At 54.2% G+C, this 13,946-nt stretch carries 6 protein-coding genes; all 6 read right to left on the reverse strand.

The features are described 5' to 3' along the window. Positions 1 to 10: 10 nt before the first annotated feature. Positions 11 to 2,128 carry a fibronectin type III domain-containing protein gene (locus ABD931_RS18135; RefSeq protein ID WP_345269277.1) on the reverse strand — a complete coding sequence of 706 codons (2,118 nt, stop codon included), beginning with the start codon at positions 2,126 to 2,128 and terminating at the stop codon, positions 11 to 13. A 14-nt stretch (positions 2,129 to 2,142) separates the two neighbouring features. After that, complete coding sequence (locus ABD931_RS18140; protein ID WP_345269278.1) at positions 2,143 to 3,168, reverse strand: hypothetical protein; 1,026 nt, start codon at positions 3,166 to 3,168, stop codon at positions 2,143 to 2,145. A 7-nt stretch (positions 3,169 to 3,175) separates the two neighbouring features. Then, positions 3,176 to 9,331: a hypothetical protein gene (locus ABD931_RS18145; protein ID WP_345269280.1), complete on the reverse strand. Its 6,156-nt coding sequence runs from the start codon at positions 9,329 to 9,331 to the stop codon at positions 3,176 to 3,178. Next, positions 9,315 to 10,991: a hypothetical protein gene (locus ABD931_RS18150; RefSeq protein ID WP_345269281.1), complete on the reverse strand. Its 1,677-nt coding sequence runs from the start codon at positions 10,989 to 10,991 to the stop codon at positions 9,315 to 9,317. Before ABD931_RS18150 ends, ABD931_RS18145 begins: the two co-directional genes overlap by 17 nt. Positions 10,992 to 11,200: 209 nt before the next feature. Beyond that, the gene (locus tag ABD931_RS18155) at positions 11,201 to 11,899 is read right to left on the reverse strand and encodes a response regulator transcription factor (protein ID WP_345269282.1); all 699 of its coding nucleotides are present in this window, start codon (positions 11,897 to 11,899) and stop codon (positions 11,201 to 11,203) included. A 46-nt stretch (positions 11,900 to 11,945) separates the two neighbouring features. After that, the gene (locus ABD931_RS18160; RefSeq protein WP_345269283.1) at positions 11,946 to 13,880 is read right to left on the reverse strand and encodes a tetratricopeptide repeat-containing sensor histidine kinase; all 1,935 of its coding nucleotides are present in this window, start codon (positions 13,878 to 13,880) and stop codon (positions 11,946 to 11,948) included. Positions 13,881 to 13,946 lie beyond the last annotated feature (66 nt).

The raw sequence follows: 13,946 nt of genomic DNA on the forward strand, positions 1-13,946 counted from the left end.
GGCAGGTTGCTTAATTAACCGTGATGGATGTCCGGTTCGACAGGCCCGATTCGGAGCCGTCCTGGTAAATGACCTTTACGGCGTACTGGTAACGTCCTTTGCTTACAGCCTTATCGGTAAATGACCGTTCCCGGTTGCTTACGCCGTACGACCTAAGCGGCTGTCCATCAACACCCCTATAAACAATGTACCGGGCGTAATCATTGGTAAGATGCCATTGGAGGATTACGGCCTTCTGGTCATTCACATACTGGGCGCTAAGCCGGCTAGCCGGGCGGGGGTACGTTGCCGGTGTAGCCACATGCAGCGGAAACGACTCGGCGGATCGCAGCCCTGCCGAATCGACAGCGACAATAGCATACTGGTAGGCGGTACGACTTTTTACGGCAGCATCGACGTAAGTAAACTGGTTCGTTGGCAGCCTGGCGTGTTCGCGCCAGCGTTCGGTTGGTTCATTGCGTCGGAGGAGCAGGTGTTCCTTTACGTCGTCGCTGGAACTGGGGCGCCAGCTTATCTGAACAGTAGTGTCGGTAGCGAGAAAAGACTCAATGGCCGGGGCTGTGGGTGGTACCTTATCAGGGCGGGTCAGCGTCAGGATGTCAGAGGGTGGACTTGGGTTGTGCTTCTGGTCCCAGGCCACTACGCGGTAATACAACCGGCGGGTCAGTGTGCGTAGTGTTGTGCGGTCATCAAAAACACTTACAGGTAAGATATCGGCCGTCAGCGGAGTAAACACATGCGATGGGTCATTGGCAAACAATACCGTATAGCCCAGCATGTCACGTTCGGTATTAGGATCCCAAATTACCCGTACAAAGCCGGTCGTGTCGATGTAACCCTGTAGGTTTTTCGGCTTAGTCGGCCCCTGGATGTCGTTGAATACACAATAGGCAGCCGGCGTAGATGCCGCGTTTCGCGCTGTGTCAACGGCTACGACTACATAGTATGTTTTTTCGTAAGGATCAGCACTTTCGTCGGTGAAGGAGGTGGTGCCGGGGGGTAGCAGGCTGGGTGAAACCGGAGCAAAAGGTCCGTTAACGTCGCGCCCCCGGCCTACGGCAAAACCGGCCAGATCACCGGGCGCTTTACCATACTCCCAGGTTAATTTCACCTGTGTGCCCTGCTGGTGTTTTACCCGCAGGTTCGATACGGCTTTGGGCGGAGTTTGATCGATGGTTTGTATGGTTAGTACGGGTGAGGGCAGACTTAACTCCGCAAAGGGCGTAATCCCAAGTACCCGGTACTGGTAAGGGCGGTAATTTTGGGCAACCGAATCTTTATACTCAAACGATTGGGCAAACTGGGCCACCGACGACTGGAGCCAGGGCCGTCGGTTCAACCGTCGGAAGGTACGGCCACCGTCGTCAGATCGTTCGATGTAGTAGGCCGAAAAGAGCTCCTGAGTAGCCATCCGATCCCAGCGTAACGTCACTATCCGGTCGCCTGCTTCGGCCTGAATAGATACCATTGCCGGGCGGGGAGCGGGGCCGTCGTTAATAACGGTAGCCTTCTCCGAAGGTGTCGGGTAGTTTTTGGGGTCTGCCAAAGGCAGGATCGTATAAAAATAGAGGGTTCCCTTCTGAACATTTTTATCTGTAAAGCGGAGGCCCATTCCCTCGGCGTGGCGGGCATTGGCATCAGCCAGGGTCAGGCCCAACATCAGCCGCAGATCATCCTGGGTTTTTTGCTGTATCAAATCATCCAGCGTAACCGCGCGGTCGGGTTTTATGACACTGCTTTTTCCGTAAAGCAACTGGACACATACGCCGGCCAGGGTATCGCGGGGGCCGGCTTTCTGCTTCCACTCGTCCAACGACCAGGGCGCTATTTTGATAGTGTAATCCACTTTGAGTTTCTGGTCGGGTCCAAGACTCTGCCGGCTGAGCAGATAGCCCCCTCCCCGCACAGCCGCCCGGAACAACAGCGCATTGTTGGGTGCCCAGCGCAGCACCACCGAATCGCCATACGAGCGGGCCAACAGAACTACCCGGAAGTTGTTCACGGTATCGGGTATGGAAGCCGGACCCGGTGCTGTGTTTGGCCGGTCTGCCCGACGGCCCGGCTGCTGCGCCAGCGCTGTAAGCGTCAGGTTACAGGCGATCATCCAGGCTACAAAAAAACGGTTCATAACAGGTGTTGATCTTAGGGTACAATAAACGAGTGTGGGGCCGAGAAGGTAGCCCATATAAATATGTCGTCTTTAGGACAGTTGCACTTGTCATCCCAATAGTAGCTAAGGGCCTGGCTACTTTTGGACAGAATCATAATTGGGGCCAGACTGCCAAACGAAACACCATAGAGCACAAAGGGAACGGCGGTGCCGGAACGCTTTACCAGCGGCTGGTAGGCTCCGTACTGAGCCCCCTGTTTTTTAGCGACGTAGGCATCATAAAGCATCTTGTAAATGGCATTGCCCTGTTTGGCAACATTACCATAGCCAAGCAGATCGGCGACCAGAAAAGCGACAAAGACACCTGCCGATTTTTTTTTAGTCATGGTCCATTCGTTAAAAGGATCCTGACAATAGCTTATACACTGCTGGAGGCCCGCCTTATAGATAACTTCAGCAAAGAAAGAAACAGGGTCACCCTGCATAACATCTACGTAATTCACCCCTGACAACTGCTCCCGCATAGAGTTGACAAATCGAATATAGTTGGGGTCTGGTTTCAGACCGGCCTGCGCTTCGAGTTTGGCAACGTAATCCAGCGTTTTTGTAAGGATGTATTCTGTAATATCCGTGCTTTTCGGATTCAGGTTCATACTACCGGCCTCAATGAGATTGTCGAGGTTTTTCAATACGTGAGCGTAGTACAGATCCGCCACCACTACCGCATTGAAGTTTAGACCATACTTTCCGGTTTTGTTAGCTAACTTGGTAACGGCAGCCTGATAGGCCGGACTAACCTGGTTCTTGTTCTGCAAGACAGCCGCAGATGACTGACTACGGCTTGCATTGTCATCTGCCGGCGTATACAGTTGGGTAGTAGGCTGTGCCCCCAGCGAACCGGCATTGACCAGCAGCGTCATTTCCGTTGAGGTTAACGTTGTTTTAGCGGTTTGCCCTGAGGCAGTGGTGATCTTTACACCCTGTGCCCACAGACAGGTACTGCTTAAAAGCAGGGCCAGCATACCGGTAAAAGCAGTGATTTGTTTCTTGTGTATCATGGCTGTCTTATTTTGTGGCTGAGGTAGCCATCAGGGCGTCAATCTCTGCCTGATTGATAGGAGCCTGAGGCTTATCAAATACGGTGTTGAAGGCCATAAGCGAACGCATCAGCCGGTCATAATCCACACTCTGTAGCCCGTATTGCTGTCCGCCCGGACCCGCAATTGTGTACAGCTTCTGGCCGTTTATTTTAGTGGCCTGACTCATGGCATTGATCAGATCAACGGTGGGCTTGACAAAGCTGTTGAACCAGGCGTTGCCATTGGGGTTGGCTTTAAGCAATACCATGGGTGGCCGGACCTTGCCATTTCCTACTTTCTCCCAGTTAAGTTCGTAGGTATCAAATCCCTCCTGGGCCTGCACGGGCACACTGAACACGCCATCGGGTAAGGCAGCGAAAAACAGCAAAGTCTGATCCGCCTTTACCTGACTGTTCTGCACTTTTGTGTCTTGCAGTTTATCAGCCAGGGTGTTGTAGCGGCTGGTCTGGAAAGGGTAGCTGTACAGTACCTGCTCAAACTTTTTCTTTATGGCCGTTAGCTGTTGTTCTGGTGTTACCTTAAACGTAGGGCCTCCTGTGGCGTTGGTACTCTCCTGAATGCCTATTGCCAGACTGGTATTGGCTAGGTTACCTTTACCAAATTGCTGGACTTCTACATAATTATTGATGTACACAGTGGCCGTTTTGTTGACAGCTACCGCTTTGTCGCCCAGCCCTGCTCCGGGACTAATTGAGGCCACCTGTATACCCTGTGCCGCATTGATGCTGGTTGTGCCAGATCCGTTAGCGACCTGAGTATTACTGGCCAACAGGGGAGAGTTAGGCATGCCGGGGTTGATGGTTGCCCCGCCAAACTTGGTCGAAGCTATCTGCGCTGCGAGGAGGGCTGCTTTATGCTTCTCCAACTCCTGCTGTTGCGCTTTTATGAAATTGTTGTTGGGAATTCGTACAACATCAAGCCGGTACAGAGACTGCGTTTTTAAACCTGAAGGCAGGCTGTACGATAAGCGTACATCATCAAACTTGACGTTGGTGGCCATCAGGGCCTGAGATTCATCAAACTTGCCGGAAAACGGCACAAATCGTACCGCCAGATCGAAGTTCGCATCACTCTTTATTTTATCCCCACAGCACAGAATAGCCTGCATCTCGACAAAGCCGTTGGTGGCATCGCCTATAGTAAAGTACCGCTGCCCCTCGAACGGAAAGGAATAACTAACGGTTGCATTTACGCCATCGCGGGTCAGGCTGCTGTTGCATTCGCCCGTTGTGAACGTAACGGTCTGGGTCTCATTCACACTTTTGGGAGCACCTAATTTCCCGCTCTTATCCTTACTGGCAAACATATACTCGGCCCACACCGGTCCTATGTTCTGACAGTTGGCTACCGGCGATGTGGTGCAGTTACTTGACTTGATATACACCTGAATGCCAACGGTGAGCGAATAACTGGTAAATGGCTGCAGGGCTGCGTCGCGGTAGAAGGTTGCGTTGTAGCTGGCATCGTCGCCGGTGCCCGAGCGGTCCATCACCAGCCGTCCGGCTTCTGTCGTGGCGCATTTGACGCTGGCAGGAGCCTTGCTGTTGAATGGAGTTAGCTTGAACTGCTGACCTGGCTTAAAATCGAGCCGGAACGTACGGAAACTCTCCAGGGGTTTTCCTTGTGAGTCAACATCGTTGACTTCAATCAGCGCCCGTACCGGGTAGTTGAATTCAGCATAGAGCGGAGTAATAGACGCAACAGGATCTTTACTGCTGCCATTCGGCAGCACCGCAGCGATGATTGGCATACTGGCAAACGGATTCGGTTGCTGCATGGCTACCACGCAACGGTCCTCCTTTCGATACCAGAATTCGGCATGGACGCTTCCCTTGATTCTTCCACCTAATACCCGGTATTTCAGCAGAGCGCTACCATGCAGCCAGATAGGGTTGACCATTCCCCCCTCGAGCAGAGCAGCCGCCGTAACGCGCAGCGCTTCCAGCCGCCCCGAATAGAACCACATGTCGACGTCAATGCCCAGGGCAAGGTCCAGCGCTGCGTAAAGTTGTCCGTTGGCATACCAGCCATTGAGACCGGGTTTGCTAATGGCTGGTGCCGGCGGATTGCCGGTAGGGTCACCCGCACAACTTATGCCATTTTGCAGCACCAGATCGTACCCTACCTGCGCCGAAAAGTCGATATAAAAAGGACCAAAGGTATTGTCGTACTCAAAATTGAGCCCGGCTCCGAACGCGAGCGCTTTGCTGGAAGCCGATTTTCCGCCCATATAGCCCAACTGTTTCAGCAGGGCAGGGTCCACTTTGTAAGGATCGGGCGGTAACTTGGCTATTCCCGCCAGTTTGGCGTTGCCCATGAAGAAATAGGTGCCAAAATCCAGGCTGATCGCGTTTTTAAGGCCAAACGTAATGTTTACCCGCTGAGCCGGGTCACTAACGGGTTTCCCCAGATAGAAAAAGAAGTTTTCGGAATTCTTCAGATCCACATGCAGTCCGAGGGTACCATTCCCGATGGCGTAAAACGCCCCTTCCGAATAACTGGCCTTCAGCGATGCCGCTCCGGCTATAACGGAAGGCTTGCCGTCGGCGAAATCAATGGCAAACACGCCCCGGCCCTCAGCCAGTGGCTTGGCGGCTATCAGCAACTGCGCGTTGGCATCAATGGCTATGTTGCTCAGGCTCAGGGTGCCGTCACAACCGTTAAAACCAACGGTGAGCCTTCCCGTGAGACCCAGTGCGGAGCCGTCTGTGGTAGTAATGCCTACAGCCGCCTGGAAGCCGCAGCCGCCCCGTTTAGGTACGAACGAAACACTGCCGGTGGGCTCCCCGGTAGCGGTTGTGTCGAGCGTGAGCTGCATGTTGTTGAAGGCTCCTCCGCCAAACTTGCGGAAGTTGATCGCCGGGCTAATGGGTACACCTGGTGAGCCCAAATCCGCATACCCGCCCACCTGCCAGTACCGGAACCGGCCACTGTCATCCGCTTTGCTACCGAAGTATCCCTGAAGGGCTGCTCCGCCAAAACTCGCTCCTAATACTGCTACCGTCAATTCTGCTTTTAAGCCTTTACCATACTTGCCGTCTTCTGCCCCGTTATAGCCAAATAAATTTAAGGCACCACTCAGGCTGACAGGCCCCAGAACGCCACTGACGGTAGCTCCAGTGATACCGGTATCGATATATTTCCAGTCGGGTCTGCCTTTGGAGTTGTTACCCACCCAAAAGCGGACGTAGCCCGTTGCGCCGGCTTTAATAGACGATATGTTGGTTAGGTTCAGCCCACCTGTCAGGTTAAGGTCGTATTCTCCGGTTTTTTTAGAAGCGGCCTTGGTTACACTGACCTCTTTCAGCTCAAGGGGGAGGCCACTCTCGTCGCTGTCGCCCGCAATATACCGCTGGGGTGAGTTGAGACCGGCCGTAAACAGACCCGGATCAAAAAAGTCTTCGCCTGCTGGAGGACTGGTCTGAAAGGCCAGCCCCTCAACACTCATGCCGGGAGCCACCACCACGCCTGTATTCAGGCTCAGCGTCATATTCAGAACCGCTTTGGCGTTAAAACCGGAAGCGTTATAGGTAGCGGTAATGGCAGTGGTATTCGGCTGGCCATTTTTTAAAACGGTCAGGGCCTTACCCTGCTTCTGAATAGTCAGCTGTGCTTTCCACAGATCAACATAGGCGTCGTTTTTGGGAGAAACCACAAACTGAAACGACTCACCAACTTTGGTATAGGTACACGTCCAGGGCCATACCGACGGCTTGGAGGCATCATCACCCGTATTGTATTTAAAAATGGGCAGTACCACCTGTCCGTTTAATCCTCCGCTCACAAAACTGCTCTGCAGGAAGGTAAGAGACAGCTGTTCGGTTGAACAGTACCAGCCACCCATACTCCCATCGCCAAGCGCAATCAGGGGTGCCTTTTCGGTTCCGGCAAAGGCTTTGCCGGTAAAGCCATTGGCGTCGTAAATCATGCCTTTGACGCCAATTGGCACGTCTTTACCGTTATTGAGGGACTTCAGAAACGGCATAGTAATCGAGAGAGCAGGCATGTACAACCCGTGCCAGGTCGGGTCTTTGCCGGGATCATACCCTTCCGGCATTATGCCGGGGTTTTTTACATCGTCGTGATCATACATGGCCGGCACCAGTTTCCCAAGCGGATCGCGCATTGACAGCACAAAATCCGACATGCCTGCCACATAGAAATCATCTTCCGACTGCACCTGACCCATCCAGTTGCTGAAATCGGGTGTTGGCAAATCATAGGTCATCTTCATTTCCAGCGGCAGGTTGTCCTTTTTACGCAAAAGCCCCGGTGTAGTAATCCCTGCTACAATGCGCATACCGGCAAAGCCATTAGCGTCGTACCTGACGCTGGTAGCCGTGGCGGGAGTTGGAGGTCCTTCCACATCGTCGGGGCCTTTCAGCGAAACTTTCAAACTCCCACTGCCGAACTCCACCTTATCAGCCAGATAGAGCACTTTGTCGCCACAGGTTTCTGAACCGCTCCCGTTCCACTTTATACAAACCCGGCTGGCACTTAGCGGAATACCTTTGAACTTGGCTACTTCCGGCACACTAATCCACATGTTAGCATTGAAATAAGCATCGGCAGGGGTCAACGTCAGGTCGGTAATAGTGAAAACACCCCCCGTTCCGCCAAACTTTTTCTCAATTCCAAAAGGAACTTCCCATCCAATACTTTGCTTGGCGTTGTTAGCCTCAGAAACCAGCCCCTCCTTGTAGCTATCCCAGAATGACCCGAGGTTACTGATCTGATCGGAAGATAGCGCAGGCGGGTTGATATCGGGCTTCGTAAACGCAGGCCAGGGACCGGGCTTACTGGTTTGAATGGCCTGTACAAATCCGCTGATGACTTCACCGGCGGCATTACACTGGACATCAACCAGCCGGCAGCGCACCCTGGCATAAGATGAGTTGATAACCGGCATAGGGACCATAACCGTGCCCGACAACGTTTTTTTCGCCGGATCTTCTTTGACATCCAGCAGGAATGTTAGCGGAAAACCGCCCGCAATTGTGGCAGACTTCTGGGCAAGCGCTTTGCTGTTATCGACTACATCGCCCCCCGCCGGTGGCGTTTTGCAGGAGCAGGAAGCCGGCAGCATATAGGCAGTAGCTGTCATGTCCGTCGGTAGCGTAACCCCGGAGGGTAACGTCAGGCCTGGTATATTCAGGCCAACCGGAATGGGTGTCTGGGCGATTTCGATACCAGGTTTGATAATCTCCTGCACCGGCCCGCTACCGTAAGTGAACAGACAGACCGGGCTTTTACCATCGTTCAGCAAGTTGAGTTTTCGGCTGCGGTCGATGGCCTGTACCCGCCAGGCATACCGCTTGCCTACCACCAACGGCGGTTGGGTGGGGCCGTACAGGAACGTACTGGTTCGCAGGTTCCGCACCTCTACGCCTGAACGGGGCAGCGTTATCGCGTCAATAAACACGTTGGGGTCTATATTGACCTGGGGCAGTTCGACGATGCGGAGTGTGTACTCCACCTGAGTGGGTGATACCCCCACCGGAGGTGTCCAGGTAAACACCGTTGCCTGAGGGGTAGTGGGCGTTATGCTGGCGTCGCAGAGGGGACTAACCAGGATAGGGGGGTCAGCAGCCCGTACAACGATCGGGGCAGAGCAGCCCAACGGAAACTCGGCCGAAAGCGGCTGGCCAAAAGCTACACCGGTGGTATTGCTGACGGTCTCGTTAAAAATCCGGACGCATAGCTGGTATGTGCCATCTGGCAGGGGAAGTCCCCGGGCCAGCAGGTTTTTATCAATGCCTGTTACCTCAATCTGATTCAGGTCAAACAGTCCTTCCAGATCGGTGCGGTTCAGTAACGTCTGTCCGGGTGGTACCATTAGAGGTCTGGGGGGGCGGTAATTCGGAGCCGTACGGATTTCGACGCCGTTATCACCGATCAGTTGTCCGGACAGGCGAACCCGGTACGTAGTCGGGCTGGTGTTACTAATAAATACCCGCACTTGCTGACCGGTACCTGGATAATCCTGTAGGTAGGCGCTGTAGGGTGGCATTACGTTTACCTGAACCTGTAACGGAAATTGCTGCGCCCGGCCCATTAGCGTTATGAGGGCGAGCGATACTATTAATACGAGTTTACTGGCAGAATTAGAACGTAATACCATAGCCCAGGTTGCCTCTAAGTTCGTTGAAAGTCTGTTCCTGAATGCCTGTATGTGAATACAGGTAAATAAGCGATGCACTGATCGTCTGGCGTTTAGCCACCTGATAACCACCGTTAGCCGAAACGGTAAGCACGTTGCCCAATACACCCGCCTGCTGATTGAACAGATAGCTGGCGTTAACCGAGGTGGTCATCTTCTTTTCAAAAAATGCCTGCGTGGCACCCAATGTTGGACCATAAAAACGAACCATTCTGTTGCTGTCACCGACAGCCAGGGGCAGTTGGGTTTGCGTATACGATACCATGCCGTTGATCCCCCAGCCGGTAGTAGTCTGCTGGTAGAAGTAGCCTAAATTGAGGTTCGTATTGTTATTCTCTGTCTGACTGGCAGTACGGTTATTAAGGTCGCTAAGCTTCTGATAGGTAGTTGTCAGGGTAAAAACCTGCATTACATCTTCTTTCTGGAGCGAATAGCGGGTATTAACTGTTGCAGAGAGGTTATTTTGTGCCAGGCGTAGGGTATCAATCACAGGCCGCAGACCCGCCTGCTGACTAAGGCCATAGTTCGAGAGCTGAATGTCGATTCCGAACTTTGTAGCCGGATTGTACGAAACTACCAGTGAGCCAATGCTGCGGCCGGTACGGGCGTTTTTATTACCAGCCAGGTTGTCGTATTGTACGCCGTAACTACCCGCCAGCCGCAGTTTACCCGCCAGTAAGGTCAGATTGGGAGCTATAGCATAACTCTCTATATCGCTCTGGAAGTAGTAGGCCCCCATAGTCTGAAAATTGGGGTCAATGCGCTTATACTGGACCTTGATGCCGTATCCTTTTCCCTGATATCCCAGAGCCGCCTGAGTCGCCTGCGTTACCTGCGTCGACAGCCGGGGTGTAATAAGCTGCCCAAAAAGCCGGACAATTGGTGAGCTTCCCTCACCCGCCACAACACTGCTGCGCAGGTCGCGGGTGTAGGTGCTGACGGCGGCATCCAGTTCTACGGTAATATGCTTCAGAATGAGCAGCCGGCTGGTGGCTCCGACTACCAGATTTTCGGCAGGTTTCACGGTGCGCTCGGCGGTGAGTGGTACGGCCCCAATGGAGGTTGAATCGTCCTGCGCCCGCAGCATCACCAGGTCAACATAGTTGCCGGGCTTACCATAGCCCAGTTTTACGGCATATCCTGTGCGGCCGTAAGCGGGAATTACATCGGGTTCGGCCAGGTTGGAGGCTATGGCTTTGTTGAACCGGCCGTACACTGCGCCAAGCCTCAGCTTGCCGGGGTTCAGCTCTACCCCTCCGCCCAGAAACGTATGCCCCGCCAGCGTAAAGGGAGAGAAATATACATTGCGGTAGCCGGCATGTGCCGTTGCCCACTTATAGGTCGGGCTAACGCCAAACTGATTGAATGGCTGCCGGAACGATGCCCCCTGGTTGCCCAGCACCGCCGAAAACGGCAGCGACACTCCGCCGGGCAGGGTAACGGTAACCGCTCCGCTCAGGCCAAAAGGGGCGGGCTGGTTGCGGGCCGGGATACCGCCGGCCTTATAAAAGCCAGCGTAGGCGTTTAGTCCTCCCGACACCGTTACCGCCGGGGAAGACGTCTGGGCGAAGAGAGGGAGGCCGACGCTGCTAAGGCAAACAAGGAGTGGATAAAAACGCATACGCAGGGTGTTGTTTTTTGCCGTTTGGCTGAAACAAATGTACCCGGCAATGCAAGGCGCGTCAATCGGATAAATGTATGAGCGGAAAACTACGCGGACGGGCTAAATCAGATCCGACAGCCTTTAAAACAGCCAATTGCAGGCGCTGCGACCAATAGGTCGGCGGGTAGAGATCAGGTAGAAATCCGGGGGGCGGGGCGTATGGCGGCTTACTTAAACATACCGGTCTTCAGTGCCCTGGCCACGGCTTCTGATTTGGAGTTGACGTGCAGCTTTTCGTAGATGTTCACGATATGGGTCCGGACCGTTCCCATGCTGATGCCGCAGTGGTAGGCAATCAATTTATAGCTATCGCCCTCCACCAGTCGTTGAAGCACCTCGCGTTCTTTATCGGTCAGGGCCATCATGTCTGGTTTGACAGAACGCGACCCGGCCTGTTGAAAGGCGGCCAGTACCTTCAGCGCCACCGAAGGGGTCATAGCGGCACCGCCGTCCATAACATCCCGGATGGCATCGGCAATGCGGTCGCCGGGCGTTTTCTTGAGCAGATACCCGACGGCACCGGCCGAGATGGCGTCAAAAATCCGTTCGGTATCGTCAAATACCGTCAGCATCAGAATCTTAACGCCCGGCAGCCGGTTCGCGTCGCGCAGCAGCCGCACAGCCTCGATCCCGGTCCGGCCCGGCATGTCGATGTCCATCAGGATCACATCGGGTTGGTCGCGGCTTACGTTTTCGACAACCGACAGGGCATTGGCATAGGTGCCCGTCGGCAGCAGGTCGTCGGTAGCGTCGAAGAGGAGCGCCAGTGTATCGCGCAGCGAATCGTTATCGTCGTAAATGGATACCCGGATCATGCGAGGCAGGTTTTTGGCGTTAGGGTGCCGCAACCGCAGCGACCACAACAAAGGTAGGCGTTAGCCAACGTCTGTAAATCGGATAAATATATGAGCCTCAAGCTACCTCGGTGGTCAGTTGAAGCGTGGTGCCCTGCCCCGGTGCCGACCGGATGGTCAGGTTGCCGCCCATGGCTTTGGCCCGGTCCTGCATACTCTGCTGCCCCGTGCGCAGGCTGGGCAGTGCCGGATCGAATCCCCGGCCGTTATCCTCAATCAGAACCGTCAGCTGATCGTTCCGGCGCTCAAACCTGACCGTTGCCTGCGTAGCTTCCGAGTATTTCACCAGGTTGTTGATAGCCTCCTTGCCGATCAGATACAGATTCCGGCGCACCTCCATCGATACCGGCATGTTCTCTAGGTCCGGATCAATGGCAAACAGGAAGCGAATCTCCTTCGACTCCATCAGCGGCCGGGCATACTCCTGCAACCGCAGGGCTATGCGCTGCAGCGAATCGTTGCCGGGGTTGATAGTCCAGATGATCTCATCCATCGCTTCCAGGATCTGACGGGCATCGGTGTAAATTTTTTGTACCATTCGGTGAGCCGTTTCCGGGCGGTTATCGGTCAGCAGCTTATCGGTCATTCCGCTCAACAGGGAAATACTGCTCAGCGTACTGCCTACCTCGTCGTGCAGGTCATGGGCAATCCGCTTCCGGAGCCGTTGCGCTTCCTGCAAACGCCGGAGTTTGGCGCGGTTGAGCAGCCAGGCGGTCACGGCGGCTCCCAGCAGCAACAACAGCACGGCACCAGTCAGCAGGGCGTTGGCCTGCCAGCGGGCGCGGTCGGCTTCTTTCTGCTGTAATTGCTTCTCTTTTTGCAACAGGCGGATCTGCGCTTCTTTTTTGTCGGTTTCGTACCGGGCCAGCAGCCGCTGCACTTCCGCATTGGTCCGTACCGTAACGGTTGAGTCGATCAGCTGGTTCTTCTGAAGCTGAAACGCGTAGGCTTCTTTGTACTTGTTTTGTCCGGCATACAGGTCGGCCAGCTCCTGCGAGTATGTTTTTATTTTCTCCTTGTCCTGTAGCGTATTCGCCAGCGCCAGCGCTTTTTTTAAATAGGCTTCCGCCTGAGTTGTATCGTGAAGGGACTGGTATAACTGGCTGATGGTGTTGTACGCCGTAGACATAGCCTCTTTGTTGTCCTGTTTTCGGGCCAGCAACAGGGCTTTCTGCACATACGGCAGGCCGGCTGCCGGTTGCTTCAGGTCATCAAGCATCCGGGCTATATTGACCAGGCCATCGGTTTGTAACAACTCAAAGCCGATGGCCTGGGCTATTTTCAGAGAGGCCCGGTAGTGGTTTAGCGCTTCACGGGCCTGTCCGAGGTCATCGTACAGGTTACCCAGCTTATTTTCGTCGACCGATTCGTTTTGCTTATTGCCCGATTGCTGATCTATCGCCAGCGCCAGCCGGGCATAAGGCAGGGCCTGCCGGGCCTTACCCAGCTTTTTAAGCGCATCGGCAACGGCCATGTACGTATTTGCGTAGCGGGGTTGCAACTTGTACTGCTCCTGCAGCCGGATGGCCCGGAGTGCCGTTTGCATCATCGGCTCCCACTGCCCCAGTTTTCCCTGCGCCACGGCCACATTGCCCAGATAGGCGTATAACTGGTCTTTGGGTAAGTTATACTGTTCTGTCACCTCCACGGCTTTCTGAAAATACAGCAGGGAGCGCCGGTGTTCGGCAGACAGGTGATAGCGGGTTGCCCGGTTGTTGTAGCAAGTGGCTAAGCCCAGCCACCAGTCAAATTTTTTGGCCAGTGCCTCCGAGTGGTCTAACAGCGAATCGACACGGGTATAATCAGCCCGCTCAAAAAGGAGCTTCCAGGCGGTGCGGTTCAGGGCGCGGACATAGCTGGTATCGGTTGGCGTATGGGTTCGGAGGTATTGGTCGAGGGAGTCGAGTTGCTGCGGAATTGTCTGGCCTGTAACGGATGTAATGCAACCGGCAAAGCTGAGCAGCAAAACCAAACGAAGGTAGGTTTGAGCCATAGGGCACTAAGGGGTTATGTCCCCAATCTACAAAAAAAGCAGGTTCCCAGAACAGGCGGTTTAGCA

This window comes from Nibrella viscosa (genome assembly GCF_039541875.1).
GTDB classification, from domain to species: domain Bacteria; phylum Bacteroidota; class Bacteroidia; order Cytophagales; family Spirosomataceae; genus Nibrella; species Nibrella viscosa.